Source organism: Streptomyces sp. P17 (assembly GCF_032436805.1).
In the GTDB taxonomy this organism is placed as follows: Bacteria; Actinomycetota; Actinomycetes; order Streptomycetales; family Streptomycetaceae; genus Streptomyces.
In genome coordinates this window covers 175,965-194,008 of the sequence record NZ_JAVRBF010000004.1, presented here as the reverse complement: position 1 = coordinate 194,008, position 18,044 = coordinate 175,965, and the positions used below count along the sequence as shown (strand labels likewise).

At 71.0% G+C, this 18,044-nt stretch carries 18 protein-coding genes and 3 pseudogenes; 8 read left to right on the top strand and 13 right to left on the bottom strand.

What is annotated here, in order from left to right; all coding sequences use genetic code 11:
* Position 1: 1 nt before the first annotated feature.
* Together RMT89_RS04090 and RMT89_RS04085 are read right to left on the bottom strand one after the other, a co-directional pair.
* The gene (locus RMT89_RS04090; RefSeq protein WP_315882511.1) at positions 2–895 is read right to left on the bottom strand and encodes a hypothetical protein; all 894 of its coding nucleotides are present in this window, start codon (positions 893–895) and stop codon (positions 2–4) included.
* The gene (locus RMT89_RS04085) at positions 892–1,896 is read right to left on the bottom strand and encodes an SPFH domain-containing protein (protein WP_315882510.1); all 1,005 of its coding nucleotides are present in this window, start codon (positions 1,894–1,896) and stop codon (positions 892–894) included. The genes RMT89_RS04090 and RMT89_RS04085 overlap by 4 nt, the downstream gene beginning before the upstream one ends.
* Positions 1,897–2,024: 128 nt before the next feature.
* On the opposite strand from RMT89_RS04085, the gene RMT89_RS04080 reads away from it, so the two are divergent.
* Together RMT89_RS04080 and argF are read left to right on the top strand one after the other, a co-directional pair.
* Positions 2,025–3,248, top strand: coding sequence for an arginine deiminase (locus RMT89_RS04080; protein ID WP_315882509.1), 1,224 nt, complete (start codon positions 2,025–2,027; stop codon positions 3,246–3,248).
* Between the two features lie 78 nt (positions 3,249–3,326).
* The gene (argF, locus tag RMT89_RS04075; RefSeq protein ID WP_315882508.1) at positions 3,327–4,337 is read left to right on the top strand and encodes an ornithine carbamoyltransferase; all 1,011 of its coding nucleotides are present in this window, start codon (positions 3,327–3,329) and stop codon (positions 4,335–4,337) included.
* A 6-nt stretch (positions 4,338–4,343) separates the two neighbouring features.
* Here the strand turns inward: argF and RMT89_RS04070 are convergent, their stop codons facing one another.
* Positions 4,344–4,796: an ATP-binding protein gene (locus tag RMT89_RS04070; RefSeq protein ID WP_315882507.1), complete on the bottom strand. Its 453-nt coding sequence runs from the start codon at positions 4,794–4,796 to the stop codon at positions 4,344–4,346.
* A 293-nt stretch (positions 4,797–5,089) separates the two neighbouring features.
* Between RMT89_RS04070 and RMT89_RS04065 the strand changes: the two genes are divergently transcribed.
* On the top strand, positions 5,090–5,917 hold the full coding sequence (locus tag RMT89_RS04065; RefSeq protein ID WP_315882506.1) for an enoyl-CoA hydratase family protein: 828 nt from the start codon (positions 5,090–5,092) through the stop codon (positions 5,915–5,917).
* 18 nt (positions 5,918–5,935) lie between these two features.
* Positions 5,936–8,320 carry a bifunctional salicylyl-CoA 5-hydroxylase/oxidoreductase gene (locus tag RMT89_RS04060; protein WP_399497558.1) on the top strand — a complete coding sequence of 795 codons (2,385 nt, stop codon included), beginning with the start codon at positions 5,936–5,938 and terminating at the stop codon, positions 8,318–8,320.
* A gap of 21 nt (positions 8,321–8,341) precedes the next feature.
* Here RMT89_RS04060 and RMT89_RS45840 read toward each other — a convergent pair whose 3' ends face one another.
* The 6 genes and pseudogenes from RMT89_RS45840 to RMT89_RS04035 form a co-directional block, all read right to left on the bottom strand.
* Entirely contained in the window at positions 8,342–8,521 is a 180-nt protein-coding gene (locus RMT89_RS45840) for an elongation factor 1-alpha C-terminal domain-related protein (RefSeq protein WP_399497556.1), read from the bottom strand.
* Positions 8,516–8,653: pseudogene (locus RMT89_RS04055) on the bottom strand (GTP-binding protein); the annotation flags it as partial. The pseudogene RMT89_RS04055 and the gene RMT89_RS45840, both read right to left, overlap by 6 nt.
* A pseudogene (locus tag RMT89_RS04050) lies at positions 8,649–8,798 on the bottom strand (phosphoadenosine phosphosulfate reductase family protein); the annotation flags it as partial. The pseudogenes RMT89_RS04050 and RMT89_RS04055, both read right to left, overlap by 5 nt.
* Positions 8,795–9,346, bottom strand: a complete 552-nt coding sequence (gene cysC / locus RMT89_RS04045) for an adenylyl-sulfate kinase (protein ID WP_315882505.1) — start codon at positions 9,344–9,346, stop codon at positions 8,795–8,797. The gene cysC and the pseudogene RMT89_RS04050, both read right to left, overlap by 4 nt.
* A 133-nt stretch (positions 9,347–9,479) precedes the next feature.
* A complete protein-coding gene (locus RMT89_RS04040) occupies positions 9,480–10,292 on the bottom strand; it encodes a PaaX family transcriptional regulator C-terminal domain-containing protein (RefSeq protein ID WP_315882504.1) in 813 nt (270 codons plus the stop codon).
* Between the two features lie 15 nt (positions 10,293–10,307).
* Entirely contained in the window at positions 10,308–11,912 is a 1,605-nt protein-coding gene (locus RMT89_RS04035; protein WP_315882503.1) for an AMP-binding protein, read from the bottom strand.
* A gap of 145 nt (positions 11,913–12,057) precedes the next feature.
* On the opposite strand from RMT89_RS04035, the gene RMT89_RS04030 reads away from it, so the two are divergent.
* Together RMT89_RS04030 and RMT89_RS04025 are read left to right on the top strand one after the other, a co-directional pair.
* On the top strand, positions 12,058–13,188 hold the full coding sequence (locus RMT89_RS04030) for an acyl-CoA dehydrogenase family protein (protein ID WP_315882502.1): 1,131 nt from the start codon (positions 12,058–12,060) through the stop codon (positions 13,186–13,188).
* Complete coding sequence (locus RMT89_RS04025; RefSeq protein WP_315882501.1) at positions 13,185–13,583, top strand: RidA family protein; 399 nt, start codon at positions 13,185–13,187, stop codon at positions 13,581–13,583. Before RMT89_RS04030 ends, RMT89_RS04025 begins: the two co-directional genes overlap by 4 nt.
* Before the next feature lie 121 nt (positions 13,584–13,704).
* On the opposite strand, the gene RMT89_RS04020 is transcribed toward RMT89_RS04025, so the two are convergent.
* Positions 13,705–13,896 (bottom strand): DUF5999 family protein, encoded by a 192-nt coding sequence (locus RMT89_RS04020; RefSeq protein WP_315882500.1) that lies wholly within the window; start codon positions 13,894–13,896, stop codon positions 13,705–13,707.
* A 225-nt stretch (positions 13,897–14,121) separates the two neighbouring features.
* Here RMT89_RS04020 and RMT89_RS04015 point away from each other — a divergent pair, with 225 nt between their 5' ends.
* Together RMT89_RS04015 and RMT89_RS04010 are read left to right on the top strand one after the other, a co-directional pair.
* Positions 14,122–14,550 carry a DUF6299 family protein gene (locus RMT89_RS04015; protein ID WP_315882532.1) on the top strand — a complete coding sequence of 143 codons (429 nt, stop codon included), beginning with the start codon at positions 14,122–14,124 and terminating at the stop codon, positions 14,548–14,550.
* Positions 14,547–14,798: a hypothetical protein gene (locus RMT89_RS04010; RefSeq protein ID WP_315882536.1), complete on the top strand. Its 252-nt coding sequence runs from the start codon at positions 14,547–14,549 to the stop codon at positions 14,796–14,798. The genes RMT89_RS04015 and RMT89_RS04010 overlap by 4 nt, the downstream gene beginning before the upstream one ends.
* 78 nt (positions 14,799–14,876) lie before the next feature.
* Here the strand turns inward: RMT89_RS04010 and RMT89_RS04005 are convergent.
* The 3 genes and pseudogenes from RMT89_RS04005 to RMT89_RS03995 all read right to left on the bottom strand — a co-directional run.
* Positions 14,877–15,086: pseudogene (locus RMT89_RS04005) on the bottom strand (DUF305 domain-containing protein); the annotation flags it as partial.
* 77 nt (positions 15,087–15,163) lie between these two features.
* Positions 15,164–16,213 (bottom strand): HoxN/HupN/NixA family nickel/cobalt transporter, encoded by a 1,050-nt coding sequence (locus RMT89_RS04000; RefSeq protein WP_315882499.1) that lies wholly within the window; start codon positions 16,211–16,213, stop codon positions 15,164–15,166.
* A 315-nt stretch (positions 16,214–16,528) separates the two neighbouring features.
* The gene (locus RMT89_RS03995; protein ID WP_315882498.1) at positions 16,529–18,004 is read right to left on the bottom strand and encodes a SulP family inorganic anion transporter; all 1,476 of its coding nucleotides are present in this window, start codon (positions 18,002–18,004) and stop codon (positions 16,529–16,531) included.
* Between the last annotated feature and the right edge of the window lie 40 nt (positions 18,005–18,044).

Below are 18,044 nucleotides of genomic sequence, written 5' to 3'. Positions count from 1 at the left end.
TCTATCCCGCGAGCCGTAGCCGCTCCCGGCACACGCCGACCTGCACAGACTGACCCCAGGTCAGTTCCAGGGCGTCGGACTCCATGCCGTCCCCGAAGGCGACCAGGCGTTCGGACTCGACGGTGAGGGTCAGCCGTGCCGGAGCGGCCAACTCCCCGGCCACCAGGGACGTCCCGGTGGCCGGGGACGGCCAGGCCTCGCGGACGAACCACACCAGCCGTTCCTCCGCCGGGGAGGGCAGCGGCAGCCGCCCTCCCCGGTCCTGCCACACCGACCGGAGCCAACCGGTCGCCCCCGTCCCGGTGCCGATCAGCACCCCGGAGGAGGCCTGGGCCTCGACGACACCCCCGTCGTCCTCAAGACCCAGGCGGTACCGTGCCGTCTGGTGTCCGGCGGCGCCCAGATAGATCTCGTTCAGCGCGACCAGGCGCTGGGTGTCGTCGGCGACGGCCTCGACCATGGTGAGTTCGTCCGCGGCCCCCGTCCCGGCCGACGCCAGCAGCTTCGCCGCGTCGGCCGGCCGGTGCCGTACCAGGACGCCCGGGTTGCGGCCCGGGTCGGTGTCGATGCCGATCACCGGTTGCCCCGACAGGTACTTGGCGACGTTCGCCACCAGCCCGTCCTGTCCGACCACGACCACCACGTCCTGCGGCGCGAACAGGAAGCGGTCCAGGTCGGCCCGCTCGACCCGCGCCTGACGCCAGGTCAGCGGAATCGCCGAGACCACCTCGGCGAGCGCCCGGCGCGTACGGCGGTGCCGGTCCGCGATCTCCTCGATGTCCCGGCCGCGGGAGCGCAGGAAGTAGGCGGCCTGGCCGTGCGTGCCGTGCCGGGCCACCAACTCCTCGTACTCCGTGGTGCGATGGACCAGCACGGCACGGGGAGCGAGACTCACGCCCGCTCCCCGTCCCCGAGCCGGGCGAGCAGCCCGGTGAGCACGTCCGGCGAGATGGTGACGCTGTCGACGCGGGGCAGGTTCTCGGCGAGCCGGGTCCCGGTGAGGGCGTGCAGGACGGCGACGTCCACATCGGCATGGACCCGCAGCCAGGCGGCCTGCGCCTGCGCCTTGGCGTCCCCGACCTCCCGCACCCCCTCGGCCTCGGCCCGGGCCAGCCGTACCGAGCGAGCCGCCTCCGCCTCGGCCCGTACCGCGTCCGCCGCCGCGTGCTCCTCCGCCTCGCGGCGGGTGTTCGTCCCCCGCTGCTCGACCAACTGCTCCTCGCGGCGGGCGAGTTCGATCTGGCTGGCCAGTTCGTTCTCGGCGATAGCGCGCTCCCGCTCGACAGCCACGGCCCGGCGCTCGTACGTGGCCCGGTCGGCCTCCTGCTGGATCAGCTCCCGCGCCGGGGTCCTCAGTGCCCGCTCCACCTCCGGCTCCGGACGCAGCGCCACCACGCGTACGGCGACGATCTCGATGCCGGTGGCGGGCAGCCGGGGCTCGGCGGCGAGACCTGCGGCGACCCGCTCCCGTACCGCGCTCACCCCGTCCACCAGCGCCGACGCCAGCGGCGTACGGGCCAGGACGTCCAGGGCGTGCTGCTGGGCCGTCTCCGTCAGCAGCGTGCCGAGCTGTTCCAGCGGTGTTCCGCGCCAGGCGCCGGTGTCCGGGTCGATGGAGAAGTCCAGGCGGGCCGCGGCGACGGCGGGGTCGCTGATGCGGTAGGTGACCGTCGCCTGTACCGCCAGGTCCTGGAAGTCGGCCGTACGGGCGTGGAAGGTCATCGCCAACTCCCGGTCGTCGACCGGCACTTCGGACAGCGCCGCGCTGAGCGCCCGGTACCGGAAGCTGAGTCCCGGGCCGTCGTGCAGCAGCTTTCCGCCGCGGTGGTGCCGGATGTGCGCCGTCGGCGCCCCGCGCAGATGGCGCCAGCCGAGGCGCCGGGTGATGTCGGCCATGAGCGACCCCCTCGCTGATTTTCGTCATGGAGACGATAAGCGGAGTGCGCGCTTATCGTCAAGAGGACGACAATCAGAAGTGGTCAAGATGGGGGGTGAATATCGCCCCCGATGGTCAGGATGGAGGCATGGGATTCCATGTCGACTCCGAGGCCGGGCGGCTCAGCCGCGTCATCCTGCACCGGCCGGATCTGGAGCTCAAAAGGCTCACCCCCAGCAACAAGGACGCGTTGCTCTTCGACGATGTGCTCTGGGTGCGCCGGGCGCGCGCCGAGCACGACGGCTTCGCCGACGTCCTGCGCGATCGAGGGGTCGCCGTCCACCTCTTCGGCGACCTGCTCACCGAGGCCCTGGAGTTCCCGGCGGCCCGCACCCTCGTCCTGGACCGCGTCTTCGACGAGAAGGAGTACGGCGTCCTCGCCACCGACCACCTGCGCGCCGCCTTCGAGACCCTGCCCGCGCCCGAGCTGGCCGAGGCGCTGGTCGGCGGCATGACCAAGCGCGAGTTCCTGGACGCCCACCCGGAGCCGGTCTCCGTGCGCTTCCACGCCATGGAGCTCGACGACTTCCTGCTCGCGCCCCTGCCCAACCACCTCTTCACCCGCGACACCTCCGCCTGGATCTACGACGGTGTCTCCGTCAACGCCATGCGCTGGCCGGCCCGGCAGCGCGAGACCGTGCACTTCGAGGCGCTCTACCGGCACCACCCCCTCTTCCGTGACGAAACGTTCCATGTCTGGTCCGAGGGGCAGGCCGACTATCCGTCCACCATCGAGGGCGGCGATGTCCTGGTGATCGGCAACGGCGCCGTGCTGATCGGCATGAGCGAGAGAACCACGCCGCAGGCCGTCGAGATGCTGGCGTACAAGCTGTTCGCCGCGGGCTCCGCCCAGTCGATCGTCGCCCTCGACATGCCCAAGCGGCGTGCCTTCATGCACCTCGACACCGTGATGACGATGGTCGACGGCGACACCTTCACCCAGTACGCCGGGCTCGGCATGCTCCGCTCGTACACCATCGAGCCGGGCGTCGACGGCAAGGAACTGAAGGTCACCGACCATCCGCCGGAGCATATGCACCGTGCCATCGCCGCCGCCCTCGGGCTGAGCGAGATCCGGGTCCTGACCGCGACCCAGGACGTGCACGCGGCCGAGCGGGAGCAGTGGGACGACGGCTGCAACGTCCTCGCGGTCGAGCCGGGTGTCGTCGTGGCCTACGAGCGGAACTCCACCACCAACACCCACCTGCGCAAGCAGGGCATCGAGGTCATCGAGATCCCGGGCAGTGAACTGGGCCGGGGGCGGGGCGGCCCGCGCTGTATGAGCTGCCCGGTCGAACGCGGGCCCGTATAGACACGGCGGCCTGTATATAAATGTGGAACATCGTATAGACTTCCAGGGTCATTGTTCACGTATCTCTGGAGCGCCCCCATGGCGACAGTCCCGACCGCCCTCGCCGGCCGCCACTTCCTCAAGGAGCTGGACTTCACCGAGGACGAGTTCCGCGGTCTGATCGGGCTGGCCGCCGAGCTGAAGGCCGCCAAGAAGGCCGGGACCGAGCCGCAGTACCTGCGCGGCAGGAATATCGCGCTGATCTTCGAGAAGACCTCCACGCGTACGCGCTGCGCCTTCGAGGTCGCCGCCGCCGACCAGGGCGCCTCGACGACCTGCCTGGACCCCTCCGGCTCGCAGATCGGGCACAAGGAGTCGGTCAAGGACACCGCGCGGGTGCTCGGGCGGATGTTCGACGCCATCGAGTACCGCGGGGACAGCCAGGAGAAGGTCGAGGAGCTGGCCGCGCACGCCGGGGTGCCCGTCTACAACGGCCTCACCGACGACTGGCACCCCACCCAGATGCTCGCGGACGTCCTCACGATGCTGGAGCACACGCCGAAGACCCTGGACGACGGCATCGTCTTCGCCTACCTCGGTGACGCCCGCTTCAACATGGGCAACTCCTACTTGATCACCGGCGCGCTGCTGGGCCTGGACGTGCGGATCGTCGCGCCCAAGGCGTACTGGCCGAACGACGAGATCGTCGCCGAGGCGCGCAGGCTCGCCGAGGACAGCGGCGCCGCCCTCACCCTCACCGAGTCCGTGGCGGAGGGCGTCCTGAGCGCCGACTTCGTCGCCACCGATGTCTGGGTCTCCATGGGTGAGCCCAAGGCTGTCTGGGACGAACGGATCAAGGCCCTGGGCCCGTACGCGGTCACGATGGACGTCCTGCGCGCCACCGGCAACCCGGACGTGAAGTTCCTGCACTGCCTCCCCGCCTTCCACGACCTGGGCACGAAGGTCGGCCGTGAGATCTTCGAGACCCACGGCCTGGACTCCCTTGAGGTCACCGACGAGGTCTTCGAGTCGCGGCACTCCGTGGTCTTCGACGAGGCGGAGAACCGTATGCACACGATCAAGGCGGTACTGGTCGCGACGCTGGGCTGAGGGCGGTTACGCGGGCCGCCGCTGCGGCGGTATCGCCGGCAGCCGGAACCACACGGCCTTGCCCGACGAGGTCGGACGGTGACCGCAGGACGAGCTCAGCGCACGGATCAGCAGCAGTCCCCGACCGTGCTCCTGCCAAGGGTCCGGCTCCCCGCCTGACGGGTGGGTGAGGTTCCCCGGCGGCGCCGGGTCCGGGTCGTGGACCTCGACCTGGCAGCCGCTCGGCAGCAGCTCCACCACCAGCTCTATCGGCCCCTCGCCCGCGGTGTGCTCCACGGCGTTCGCCACCAGCTCCGCGGTCAGCAGCTCCGCGGTGTCGCTGTCGGCGGTGTGCTCAAGATCGGCCAGAGCCGTACGGACCAGGGCACGCGCGACCGGCACCGCCGCGGTGGTGTGCGGCAGTGCGATGCGCCAGGAGGCGGAGGCGGGGAGACGATCGTGCACGGCGGGTCCGTTCATCAAGCAGCCGGTGCTGCTTTCAACCTTATGAATGGTACGGCGCCGCCCGGCAGAGGCGTCCGGCGGGCACCGACCGGGACCTTTGGCCCGGTAGCGAGCGACTTACCCAGGTGAACGTGGCGCCTCCCCGGGCTGATCCCGTCGTTACGGGGGCGTCGACGAGCCGTGACACCTCGGTCGCGACCGTGACGTATCGCGCCATCCTGACGACAGTCACGGATGAGTGATAACTTCGAGGGGTAGACCTCAGTGAGACAGCGCCGCCCGCAGTCCGCCCGAGGAGGCCGCCCGCCATGAGTCCCTTCACCGGCTCCGCCGCCCGTACCGACCGCTGGCGGCATCTGCGGGTGGACCTCACCGACGGCGTCGCCACCGTCACCCTCGCCCGCCCCGAGAAGCTCAACGCCCTCACCTTCGGCGCCTACGCCGATCTGCGCGACCTCCTCGCCGAGCTGTCCCGGGAGCGGGCGGTACGGGCCCTGGTACTGGCCGGCGAGGGCCGCGGCTTCTGCTCCGGCGGAGATGTGGACGAGATCATCGGCGAGACGCTGTCCATGGACACGGCCCAGCTGCTCGACTTCAACCGGATGACCGGCCAGGTCGTACGGGCGATCCGCGAGTGCCCCTTCCCCGTGATCGCGGCGATCCACGGCGTGGCGGCGGGCGCGGGCGCGGTCCTGGCCCTGGCGTCCGACTTCAGGGTGGCCGACCCGACGGCCCGCTTCGCCTTCCTGTTCACCAGGGTCGGCCTGTCGGGCGGCGACATGGGAGCGGCGTACCTGCTGCCGAGGGTCGTCGGCCTGGGTCACGCGACCCGCCTGCTGATGCTGGGCGACCCGGTCCGGGCGCCGGAGGCCGAGCGCATCGGCCTGATCAGCGAACTGACGGAGGAGGGCCGGGCCGACGAGGCGGCCCAGTCCCTGGCCCGCCGTCTGTCCGAGGGCCCGGCGCTGGCGTACGCCCAGACCAAGGCGCTCCTGACGGCGGAACTGGACATGCCGCTGGGCCCGGCGGTGGAACTGGACGCCTCGACGCAGGCCCTGCTGATGACGGGCGAGGACTACGCGGAGTTCCACAAGGCCTTCAAGGAAAAGCGCCCCCCGAAGTGGAAGGGGCGTTGAGTGATCCGACCTCAAGGGGTGCGGGGAACTGCGCGACCGGCCACGGACGACCCGCACTCGCCCACCCGGACCAGTCACCCCCTGCACGTGGCGATCATCGGCGGCGGCCCCGGAGGGCTGTACGCGGCGGCCCTCCTCAAACGCCTCGACCCCACCCGCGACATCACCGTCTGGGAACGCAACGCCCCCGACGACACCTTCGGCTTCGGCGTGGTCCTCTCCGACGAAACCCTGGGCGGCATAGAACACGCGGACCCCGAGGTCTACACCGCCCTGCAGCAGGACTTCATCCGCTGGGACGACATCGACATCGTCCACCGCGAATCCCGCCACACCTCCGGAGGACACGGATTCGCCGCCCTCGGCCGCAAACGCCTCCTGGAAATCCTGCACCACCGCTGCCGCGCCCTGGGCGTAGAACTCCGCTTCGACTCCGAGGCCCCCTACCCTGCCTGGCTGGCCGAGACCCACGACCTGGTCATCGCCGCCGACGGTGTGCACAGCACCACACGCGAGGCCTACGCCCATGTGTTCCGCCCCCATGTGACCACCCACCACTGCCGCTATATCTGGCTGGCCACCGACTTCGCCTTCGACGCCTTCCGCTTCGAGATCGCCGAGACCGAACACGGCGTGATGCAACTGCACGGCTACCCCTATGCCCGCCCGTCGCCCGGCCACCACCCCTCAACGAGGCCCTCCGGGCCACAGAAGCAATGCGGCGCCTCCACCGTCATCGTGGAGATGCGCGAGGAGGTATGGCGGGCGGCCGGTTTCGAGGAACTCGACCCGCAGGAATCCATCGAGATCTGCGCCAAGATCTTCGCGGAGGCCCTGCGGGGACACCCCCTGCGCTCCAACAAGTCCGCCTGGACCACCTTCCGCACGGTCGTCAACGAACGCTGGTCGCACGAGAACATCGTGCTGCTGGGCGACGCGGCCCACACGGCCCACTTCTCCATCGGCTCCGGCACCAAGCTCGCCGTGGAGGACGCCCTCGCACTCGCCGCCTGCCTTGAGGAACACCCCGACATCCGCGGCGCGTTGAGCGCGTACGAACAGGAGCGCAAACCCGTCGTCGCCTCCACCCAGCGCGCCGCCCGCGCCAGCCTGGAGTGGTTCGAGAACATCGCCCTCCACCTCGACCAGCCCCCGCGCCAGTTCGCCTTCAACCTCCTCACCCGCAGCCGCCGCGTCACCCATGACAACCTCCGCCTGCGCGACACCCGCTTCACGGAGTCGGTGGAACGCGCCTTCGGCTGCCCGCCCGGCACACCCCCGATGTTCACCCCCTTCCGGCTGCGCGGCCTGACCCTGCGCAACCGGATCGTCGTCTCCCCGATGGACATGTACTCGGCAGTCGACGGACTCCCCGGCGACTTCCACCTCGTCCACCTCGGCGCCCGCGCCCTCGGCGGCGCCGGTCTGGTGATGACCGAGATGGTGTGCGTCAGCCCGGAGGGGCGGATCACCCCCGGCTGCACCGGCCTGTACAACGGCAAACAGGCCGAGGCCTGGCGCCGGATCACCGACTTCGTGCACGGACAGGCACCCGGTACGGCGATCGGCGTGCAACTCGGCCACAGCGGACGCAAGGGCTCGACCCAGCTGATGTGGGAGGGCATCGACGAGCCGCTCCCCGACGGCAACTGGCCGCTCGTGGCCGCGTCCCCGCTCCCGTACAAGCCCGGGAACCAGACCCCGCGCGAACTCTCCCGCGCCCAACTCACCGACCTGCGCGAACAGTTCACCGCGGCGGCCTGGCGTGCGGCCCGGGCCGGATTCGATCTCCTCGAACTCCACTGCGCGCACGGCTATCTGCTCTCCGGCTTCCTCTCCCCGCTGACCAACCGCCGCACCGACGCCTACGGCGGCTCCCTGGACAAGCGCCTGCGCTTCCCGCTGGAGGTCTTCGACGCGATACGGGGCGTATGGCCCGAGGAACGGCCCATGACCGTCCGTATCTCCGCCACGGACTGGGCCGAGGGCGGCACCAGTGCAGAGGACGCCGTGGAGATCGCCCGCGCCTTCGCCGCGCACGGCGCCGACGCGATCGACGTGTCGACGGGGCAGGTCGTGGCCGAGGAGCGGCCGGAGTTCGGGCGCTCGTACCAGACGCCGTACGCCGACCGGATCCGCAACACCCTCGGCATCCCGGTGATCGCGGTCGGCGCGATCTCCTCCTGGGACGACGTCAACTCCCTGATCCTGGCGGGCCGCACCGACCTGTGCGCCCTGGCCCGCCCTCACCTCTACGACCCCCACTGGACCCTGCACGCGGCGGCGGAACAGTCGTACGAGGGCCCCGGCGTGGTCTGGCCGACCCAGTACCGAGCCGGCAGCCGCCGCCCCCAGACGGGCCGCACGGACGCCCCCAAGCCCCGCCTGACGCTCGGGACTTGAGGGCGGGCCGGCCTGGTCGGCCTACAGCTCGACCATCCCCGCGGTAAGCGTCGCCCCGTCCGCCGGGTCGATGACAAGGAACGCCCCCGTGCGCCGGGAGACCGCATAGTCGTCCACCGCCAGCGGCTCCGCCGTGCGCAGGGTGATACGGCCCAGGTCGTTCGCGGTGAGTCCCGCCGCGCCCCCGAGATCCTGGACGATCGCCAGCTCCGCCGTGGAGGCGCCGGTGACCATGTTCCGGGTGTACTGCACATGGCCGGGGGTGTCGGCGAGGATGAACCGCCGGCGCGGGGTGGCGAAGTAGCGGTACGCCACGTCGATGGTGATCGAACGCCTTCAGCGCCAGATGCAGCATGACGATCGAGTCCTTGCCACCGGAGAAAAGGATCACCGGCCGCTCGAACTCAGCCGCCACCTCGCGGAAGATGTGCACCGCCTCGGACTCCAGCGCGTCCAGGTGAGAAGGGCTGAAACTCATACCAGCCCCCGCTCCACCAGCACCGCGTACACCGCGTCCGCGGACTCGCCCGGGCTCTGCTCCTGCGTCCGCAGCACCAGCGCCGGATCCACCGGCGGCTCGTACGGATCGTCGACGCCGGTCAGCCCGGACAGCTCGCCCGAGGCCTGCCGGGCGTAGAGTCCCTTCACGTCCCGCTCGCTGCACACCTCGACCGGAGTGGCGACATGCACCTCGATGTACGGTGCCCCGCTCGCCTCATGGCGCCTGCGCACGGCCGCGCGGCTGTCGGCGTACGGCGCGATCACCGGGACGACGCAGAGCACGCCGTTGCGGGCGAGCACCTCGGAGACCAGGCCGATGCGCTGCACATTGGTGTTGCGGTCCTCCCTGGAGAAGCCGAGGCCCGCGGAGAGGAAGCGGCGAATCTCGTCGCCGTCGAGGACCTCCACGCGCTGTCCCTCGGCCTTCAGCCGGTCGCCGAGCAGGCGGGCGATGGTCGTCTTGCCCGCGCTCGGCAGCCCCGTGAGCCAGATCGTGGCTCCCTGAGCCCTTGCCGTGGTGGTCATGCGTCAGATCCTCTTTCGTTACCCGGCGTGCTGAGTGGACGCTAGGTAAGAACTTTGAGAAGAGCGATAGAGGAACCTGAGGGTTCCATTAGTGACGCATGTTGTGGGCGGGATCACGTCCGGAAGGCGGGCCTCAGAGGCCGACGAAGACGGCTCCCGCATCCCTGAGCCGCGCGTGCAGCGCCCGGAACACGGCCGCCGACCGCACCCCGGGCCAGTCCTCGGGCAGCAGCCGGGCGGGCAGCCCCGGATCGATGTAGGGGAGATGGCGCCAGGAGTCCAGGGCGAGGAGGTAGTCGCGGTAGGCCTCCTCGGGCGGGGTGTCCGACCGCTGCTGCCAGTCGTGCACCACGGGCGCGTGGCGGTCGAGGAAGGCCTCGTGCTCCTTGGCGACGGCCGCCAGGTCCCACCAGCGGGTGACGGCCTCGACGGTGGGCGCGAAACCGAGGTGCTCGCCGCGGAAGAAGTCGACGTACTCCTCCAGACGCAGCCGTGCCAGGGTGTGCCGGGTCTCCTCGTACAGCCGCGCGGGCGCGATCCACACGCCGGGGGCGGCGGTGCCGAAGCCGAGGCCCGCGAGACGGGAGCGCAGCACATGCCGCTTCTGCCGCTCCGACTCCGGTACGGAGAACACCGCGAGCACCCAGCCCTCCTCGTCGGGCGGCGCGGTGGCGTAGATGCGCCGGTCGCCGTCGTCGAGCAACTGGCGGGCGTCCGGGGAGAGTTCGTAGCCGGCGGCGCCGTCGGCGGTGCGGGCCGGGACGAGCAGCCCGCGCCGTTTGAGGCGGGACACCGACGAGCGCACCGAGGGAGCGTCCACGCCGACCGCGGCCAGCAGCCGGATCAGTTCGGCGACGGGTACCGGGCCGGGCACGAAGCGGCCGTAGGCGCCGTAGAGCGTGACGATCAAAGACCGTGGTGCATGCTGGTCGGACACGTTGATCATCTTAGGTCGTCGGCATCACTGCCGGTCACCCTCGGCGTCGGCCGCGAGACGCAGCTTGAACCGCTGGAGCTTGCCGGTCGCCGTGCGCGGCAGCGCGTCCAGGAAGACGATCTCGCGCGGGCACTTGTAGGGCGCGAGTTCCGTCTTGACGAAGGCGCGCAGCGCCTCCGCGTCCCGCCGTGCGCCCGGCCTGAGCACGGCGAACGCCGTCACGACCTGCCCGCGGGCCGCGTCGGGCCGGCCCACGACCGCCGTCTCCAGCACATCCGGGTGGCGCAGCAGCGCCTCCTCGACCTCGGGCCCCGCGATGTTGTACCCGGCCGAGATGATCATGTCGTCCGCGCGGGCGACATAGCGGAAGTAGCCGTCACTCTCCCGGACGTAGGTGTCGCCGGTGATGTTCCAGCCGTGGCGGACGTACTCGCGCTGGCGCGGGTCGGCGAGATAGCGGCAGCCGACCGGTCCGCGCACCGCGAGCAGCCCCGGCTCCCCGTCGGGCCTCTCCCGGCCGTCGGCGTCGACCACGCGCGCGTGCCAGCCGGGGACCGGCACCCCGGTGGTGCCGGGTCTGATGTGCTCGTCGGCGGCGGAGACGAAGATGTGCAGCAGCTCGGTGGCGCCGATGCCGTTGATGATGCGCAGCCCGGTCCGCTCGTGCCAGGCCCGCCAGGTGGCGGCGGGCAGGTTCTCGCCGGCCGAGACACAGCGGCGCAGCGAGGACACGTCGTGCCCGTCCAGTTCGTCGAGCATCGCGCGATAGGCGGTCGGCGCGGTGAACAGCACCGTCACCCGGTGCTCGGCCACGGCGGGCAACAACTGCTTGGGACCGGCCTGTTCGAGCAGCAGGGCGCTGGCCCCGGCCCGCAGCGGGAAGACCACGAGCCCGCCGAGTCCGAAGGTGAAGCCGAGCGGGGGACTGCCGGTGAAGACATCGCCCATATGGGGTTGGAGCACATATTTGGAGAAGGTGTCCGCTATCGCCAACACATCACGGTGGAAGTGCATACAGCCCTTGGGCCGTCCCGTGGTCCCGGAGGTGAAGGCGATCAGCGCCACGTCGTCGCAGGCGGTGTCCACGGCGGTGTACGGCGTCCTCGGCGCCGCCCGCTTCAGCAGGTCGTCCGGGGCGTCACCGCCGTACGTGGCGATCCGCAGCCCGGGTATCTCCGCCTTGGCGAGGTCGTCGGCGGCCCGGATGTCGCACAGCGCGTGGCTCACCTCGGCCATCTCGCACATCGTGCGCAGCTCGTGCGGGCGCTGCTGGGCCAGCACGGTCACGGCGACCGCGCCCGCCTTCAGCACCGCGAGCCAGCAGGCCGCGAGCCAGGGGGTGGTGGGGCCGCGCAGCAGCACCCGGTTGCCCGGGACGACCCCGAGATCGCGGGTCAGCAGATGCGCGAGCCGGTTGACGCGGGCACGCAGCTCGCCGTAGGTCCAGCTCCGGCCGGTGGCGGTGTGGAACGCCGGGCGGTCGTCCGGGGGGCCGTGCAGCAGCTCGGCGGCGCAGTTCAGCCGTTCGGGGTAGCGCAGCTCCGGCAGGTCGAAGCTGAGCTCGGGCCACTGGTCGGCCGGCGGGAGGTGGTCGCGCGCGAAGGTGTCGAGATGCGCCGAGACGTTCATGGCGGTGCGCCCCCTTGCCTTGTGGGCTCCCTGGTGGGCTCGCTCGAGGAGCGTATCGTGTTGGTGACGGCAGTCAACTGTGCGCGATACCGTCGGGGGAGTGGCTCTGCGGTCCTGTCGACAGCCGCGGGGAGAGAGGACGGCGATGCCCGCATTCTCACTCGGACCGGAACAGACCGCCTGGTGCGCCGGACTGCGCCTGCTGGCCGCAGAGCGCCTGCGCCCGCTCGCCGAGAAGGGCGAGCCCGGCCAGGTCAACCGCCCCCTCGTCGCCGAACTGGGCAGCCTCGGCCTGCTGCCCCGGCTGTTCACCTCCGGCGCCCTGGACCTCTGCCTGATGCGCGAGTCCCTGGCCTACGCGTGCACGGAGGCGGAGACCGCGCTGGCCCTCCAGGGCCTGGGCGCCCACCCGGTCCACGCCCACGGCACCCCGGCCCAGCGCGCACACTGGCTGCCCAGGGTCGGCGAGGGCACCGCGGTGGCCGCGTTCGCCCTCAGCGAGCCGGGAGCGGGCTCGGACGCGGCGGCCCTGTCCCTGGCCGCCGACCCCGACGGCCCGTCCGCCTGGCGCCTCACCGGCGAGAAGTGCTGGATCTCCAACGCCCCCGACGCCGACTTCTGCACCGTCTTCGCCCGTACGGCCCCGGGCGCCGGATCCCGAGGAGTGACCGCCTTCCTGGTGCCGGCCGACCGCCCGGGCCTGACCGGCAGCCCCCTCGACATGCTCTCCCCGCACCCCATCGGCACCCTGACCTTCGACGCGGTCCCGGTGACCGCCGACGACATCCTCGGCGAGCCCGACCGCGGCTTCCGGGTGGCCATGGGCACCCTGAACCTCTTCCGCCCCAGCGTCGGCGCCTTCGCGGTCGGCATGGCACAGGCGGCCCTGGACGCCACCCTCACCCACACCGCCCAACGCGAGGCATTCGGCGGCAGGTTGAAGGACCTGCAGACGGTCGCCCACCAGGTCGCCGAGATGGCCCTGCGCACGGAAGCGGCCCGCCTGATGGTGTACGCGGCGGCGACGGCGTACGACGAAGGCGCCCCGGACGTACCGAAGCGCTCGGCGATGGCGAAGCTGCTGGCGACCGAGACGGCGCAGTACGTCGTGGACACGGCGGTCCAGTTGCACGGAGCCCGGGCCCTGCGCCGGGGCCACCTCCTGGAGCACCTGTACCGGGAGGTCCGGGCCCCGCGGATCTACGAGGGCGCGAGCGAGGTCCAGCGAGGCATCATCGCCAAGGAGTTGTACGCCGACCCGGAGGCCCCAGCATGACAGCGGACCGAGTCAACCCGCCCGAGCTGTCCCCACCCACGGGTTTCTCCCACGCGGTGGTGGCCACGGGCACCAGGCTGGTGTTCCTGGCGGGTCAGACGGCCCTGGACACGAACGGCAAGATCGAGGGCGACACCCTCCCGCAGCAGTTCGAGAAGGCTCTCACGAACCTCCTCACGGCCCTGCGCGCGGCCGGCGGCACCCCGGCCGACCTGGCGCGGGTCACGGTGTACGCGACGGACATCGCGGAGTACCGCGCCCACGGACCCGAACTGGGCCGGGTCTGGCGTGAGTTGGCGGGCAGGGACTACCCGGCGATGGCGGTGGTGGAGGTCGTACGACTGTGGGACGACCAGGCGATGGTGGAGCTGGACGGCTTCGCGGTGCTGCCGTAGCGGACTAGGAGACCACTGAGAATCTTGAAAACCCGCCCGACTTGCACCGGATTGCCCCGATCGACTTTTGCGGGCGAACCTGGGCGATCGGGGCGGCCCAAGCAAGATCTTCAGGACACTTCTAGGCCGCCACCGCCAGCCGGTCCACCGGCGCACGGTGAGGCGTGACGACCCGACCGTCCGGCAGCAGCTCACCCGAGTCGTCGAAGACGATCGTGCCATCGCACAGCAGGCTCCACCCCTGCTCGGGATGCGCGGCGACAACGCGCGGAGCATGCGAACCGGTCAAGGAACACGAAGCGTGGGCACCCATGGCGCACCTCCACGTAGGTCGGTCACTTCCTATGGGTAGACCATCCTCCGGGCCTGAACTCATCGCCACGGGCCGACCGTAAGCGTGACAACACGGGGACAACTCCCGGACGGTTCCACGACGTCGGCGCGGACTCGCCACCGAAGGGGTGACGATCACGCGCCTGGGCGCGCGCGCCCGGTACTGGTGGAGGCCCCCGACTCCGCTCACCCGGAAGGTCTCCCCATGCCCGTACGCACCACCCTCGGCGTAGCCGCCGCCTCCGCCCTGCTCCTGCTCGCCGCTCCCGCCACCCCGGCCGACGCCGATCCCTACGAGACGGTGACCGTCGACCCGACCGGCACCATCGCCGCCGACGGCACGGTCACCCTCTCCGGCACCTACCGCTGCACCGGCGGCACCGGCCCGGTGTTCGTCAGCTCCTCGGTGGGCAAGCGCTCGTCGAGCCTTCGCCACGGCATCGGCGGCACCCGCGCGATCTGCGACGGCATGGAACACCGCTGGGAGAACACCGGCAAGCCGTCCCCGGGTTCGCTCGAACCGGGCCCGGCCCACGTGGAGGCGACCGTCATGGAACTGGACTCCTCGGGCGGCCTGCCACTGCCCTCCTTCCATGCCTCGCAGCAGCAGGACGTCACCCTCGTCGAGAAGTGACAGAGGCAGCCCGGGGGCGGGAAGCCGCAGCCGACCGGGGGCCGCACACGGCCCTCACCGAGGCCGCCGCCGACCAGGGCCGCCTCGTCGTCCCGGACCTGGAGACCGCGATCATCCAGCTGTACGCGCTGCCGGTCTTCCCGCACACGGTCTTCGGCACTCGGGTACTGCGCCCCGGCACAACTGCCCGGGCTCCCCGGCGGGAGCCCGGGCAACCGCGTCACGAGAGCCGGTCGACGACGCCCTGAAGCTGCTCGACCTCGGCGCACTGCCCCTTGACGATGGCGTGCCATCTTCTTGGCGTCGGAGTTCTCGCCGTTCTTCCGCTCGTCCTCGGCCATGCTGATCGCGCCGTTGTGGTGCTCGATCATCATCTCGGCGAAGGCCTTGTCGAACTCGGTGCCCTTGAGGGCCGAGAGCTCTTCCATGTCCGCGCCGGACGTCATGCCGTCACCGCCGTGCCCCGAGCCGTGGCGCATGCCCGGCGTGGACTCCGCCGCGGTCGGCTGCTTCCAGGACTCCAGCCGGCCCTTCATCGTCCTGATCTCGGGGTCCTGCGCATGGCAGGCGATGCCGCGGGGGCGGCGCGAGCGGCGTGGCCGCCCGCAGGGTCCTACTCGGCGCGAGGCGCGGAGGCCGAGAGTGCCGTGTCGTTGGACCACTTCTCCTCGATCCGCCCGAAGCGCCAGACGGCCAGTGCGACGGCCCAGGTCAGCAGGAAGAGCCCGACGATGCCGAAGCCGACGTAGTCCAGGTTCAGGGACGCGATCCACACCAGGGTGCCGCTCTCCAGGCCGAGCCGCTCCACGAGCAGTCCCACCAGCACCAGGACGCCGATCACCAGGGCGACGGTGACGGACAGCACCGTCACCGTCAGGTTGTAGAAGACCTTGCGGACCGGCTTGAGGAAGGCCCAGGCATAGGCCCGCGACATGAAGATGCCGTCCGCGGTGTCGAACAGGCTCATCCCGGCGGCGAAGAGGACCGGCAGGACGAGGATGGCGTACCAGGGCAGGACGAACGTCGCCGAGCCGGCGGCGAGCACCAGCAGGGCGACCTGGGTCGCGGTGTCGAAGCCGAGGCCCATCAGCAGGCCGACGGGGTAGAGGTGCCATGCCTTGCTCACGCGCTTCATCACGCGCCTGAGGAGCCGGGCCAGGAAGCCACGGTTGTCGAGGTGGCGTTCGAGTTCGGCCTCGTCGTACTCGCCGGCGCGCATCCGGCGGAAGACGTTGGCCATCCCGAGGGCCGCCACGAGGTTCATCAGTCCGATGAGGACCAGAAAGGTGCCGGCGACGATCGTGCCGATCAGGCCGAGGGTCTGCGCCGTCTGGGAGTCCTCGTTCTGGACGACGCCGGCCACCGAACGGACACCGACGGCCAGCAGCAGGCTCGCGACGAAGACCACCGAGGAGTGCCCGAGTGAGAACCAGAAGCCGGCGCTGACCGACGGCTTGCCTTCGCCGACGAGCTTGCGGGTCGTGTTGTCGATCGACGCGATGTGGTCCGCGTCGAACGCGTGCCGCACGCCCAGCAGATACGCCGTGAGGCCGACGTTGACGCCGAACACGCCTGTGCTGCCCAGCTGGTAGTCATGAGGTGCCACCGCGAAGATCAGCACTCCCCACCCCACGACGTGCAGGAGCAGGACGAACGCGGTCATGCCGCCGATGGAACGCCACTCTGTGGGACTGAACGCCGTTCGGAGGCGGGCGGGACTGACTGCCGAAGGCGTTCGGGTGGCCATGGCTCCTCGTCGTGCAAAGTGAACTTGCCGTGCGGCAAAGGGGGGCTGCCCCGTGCACGGCAGCTTCTTGCAAACTATAAGCAAGAGAGATGATTAGGCAACAGTGGGTGACCGGCCCCACAGCGCACGGCCCGGCCCGGCGGCGGCTCGTCACCTGTCTGTCCCGGTGCTGCGCCCACTCGACCTGGGGTACCCGTGGGGCGGCCAGGACACCGCCCCACGGGACCTCGCTCATGCCGAGGCGGCGGGGGCCCGCTCGGGCTGAACGGTGTGCGCGTTGTGCTGGTCCGCCCAGTTCTGCAGGGCGCTCATGCAGGCGTGGTCGAGGTGGCGCAGGCCCGCGAGGCTGAGCTCGACGGGCCGGTCGCGGGGCAGCTTCTCCAGGGCGTCCAGGATGTGCGGCAGGCGCAGGAAGGTCGCGTTGCCCGCGATCCGGACGCGCACCGCGCCGGTACCGGGATCGTCGGTCTCGATGTGGATGTGGGAGACCTCCCACGCGGACTTCGCCACCGCCAGCACCAGCCCGATCAGCACACCCTCGAACATGTTGGTGAGCAGGATCGCTCCCGCGGTGATCACGAGCACCACGGCCTCGCCCCGGTGTTCACGCCACAGCGGCGCCACCTCCTTGAGGGGCAGGAGCTTGAAGCCCGCGTGGATGAGCACGCCGGCGAGCGCGGCGGTCGGGATCATGCCGAGGGCGCCGGGCAGCAGCGCGGCGAAGAGCAGCAGCCATGCGCCGTGCAGGACCCGGGAGAGCTTGGTGCGGGCGCCAGCCTGGACGTTGGTGGCGCTGCGGACGATCACCGCGGTCATGGGCAACGCGCCGAGCAGTCCGCACAGGGTGTTGCCCGCTCCTTGGGCCATCAGTTCCTTGTCGTAGTCGGTCTTCGGCCCGTCGTGCAGACGGTCGACGGCCGCCGCGCTGAACAGGGACTCGGCCGACGCGATGAGGGCGAAGGCGATGACCGTGGTCAGCAGGCCGACCTGCGCCAGCTGTCCGAAGTCGCCGAGGGCGGGTGGCTGGACGGCCTCCGCCAGACCGCTGACCTCGACCCGTTTGACGGGCAGGTCGAAGGCGGCGGTGATGGCCATCGCCGCGCCGACGGCGACCAGCGGGCCGGGCAGCAGCTGGGCCTTGCCGGGCAGCTTCTTCCACAGCGTCATGATCACGACGGTTCCGGTGCCGATACCGACGGCGGTGAGAGCCGCGCCGGAGACGAGGACGTCCACGACCAGGTCGGGCAGTCCGGCGATGTTCGAAGTGCCGCTACCGGGGGCCTTGCGGTCGGCCAGCGCGTACAGCTGTCCGGCGATCAGCACCAGGCCGATGCCTGCGAGCATGCCGTGCACCACGGCCGGCGAGATGGCCCGGAAGAAGCGGCCGAGCCGCAGTGCGCCGAGGGCGAGTTGGAGCAGACCTGTGGCCAGGACGATCACGCCGAGTGCGGGCAGGCCGAACTCCTGTACGGCGGTGAACACCAGCACGGTCAGTCCGGCGGCCGGGCCGCTGACCTGGAGGCTGCTGCCGGGCAGCAGGCCGGTGACCAGGCCGCCCACGATGCCGGTGATCAGGCCGAGTTCGGCCGGGACACCGGAGGCGACGGCGACGCCCACGCACAGCGGCAGGGCGACGAGGAAGACGACGAGGGAGGAGGTGAGATCCGTGCGCAGGGCGCGCCGAAGGGATGAGATGTGCGAGGTCATGGCGTTCTTTCTGATGGGGGAAGGAACGTCGCGGACATGC

Excerpts from the sequence above, each read along its gene's own strand:
- RMT89_RS04085 (WP_315882510.1), bottom strand. The coding sequence starts at position 1,896 with ATGGCCGACATCACCCGGCGCCTCGGCTGGCGCCATCTGCGCGGGGCG.
- RMT89_RS04080 (WP_315882509.1), top strand. The coding sequence starts at position 2,025 with ATGGGATTCCATGTCGACTCCGAGGCCGGGCGGCTCAGCCGCGTCATC.
- argF (WP_315882508.1), top strand. The coding sequence starts at position 3,327 with ATGGCGACAGTCCCGACCGCCCTCGCCGGCCGCCACTTCCTCAAGGAG.
- RMT89_RS04070 (WP_315882507.1), bottom strand. The coding sequence starts at position 4,796 with ATGAACGGACCCGCCGTGCACGATCGTCTCCCCGCCTCCGCCTCCTGG.
- RMT89_RS04065 (WP_315882506.1), top strand. The coding sequence starts at position 5,090 with ATGAGTCCCTTCACCGGCTCCGCCGCCCGTACCGACCGCTGGCGGCAT.
- cysC (WP_315882505.1), bottom strand. The coding sequence starts at position 9,346 with ATGACCACCACGGCAAGGGCTCAGGGAGCCACGATCTGGCTCACGGGG.
- RMT89_RS04040 (WP_315882504.1), bottom strand. The coding sequence starts at position 10,292 with ATGATCAACGTGTCCGACCAGCATGCACCACGGTCTTTGATCGTCACG.
- RMT89_RS04035 (WP_315882503.1), bottom strand. The coding sequence starts at position 11,912 with ATGAACGTCTCGGCGCATCTCGACACCTTCGCGCGCGACCACCTCCCG.
- RMT89_RS04030 (WP_315882502.1), top strand. The coding sequence starts at position 12,058 with ATGCCCGCATTCTCACTCGGACCGGAACAGACCGCCTGGTGCGCCGGA.
- RMT89_RS04025 (WP_315882501.1), top strand. The coding sequence starts at position 13,185 with ATGACAGCGGACCGAGTCAACCCGCCCGAGCTGTCCCCACCCACGGGT.
- RMT89_RS04020 (WP_315882500.1), bottom strand. The coding sequence starts at position 13,896 with ATGGGTGCCCACGCTTCGTGTTCCTTGACCGGTTCGCATGCTCCGCGC.
- RMT89_RS04015 (WP_315882532.1), top strand. The coding sequence starts at position 14,122 with ATGCCCGTACGCACCACCCTCGGCGTAGCCGCCGCCTCCGCCCTGCTC.
- RMT89_RS04000 (WP_315882499.1), bottom strand. The coding sequence starts at position 16,213 with ATGACCGCGTTCGTCCTGCTCCTGCACGTCGTGGGGTGGGGAGTGCTG.
- RMT89_RS03995 (WP_315882498.1), bottom strand. The coding sequence starts at position 18,004 with ATGACCTCGCACATCTCATCCCTTCGGCGCGCCCTGCGCACGGATCTC.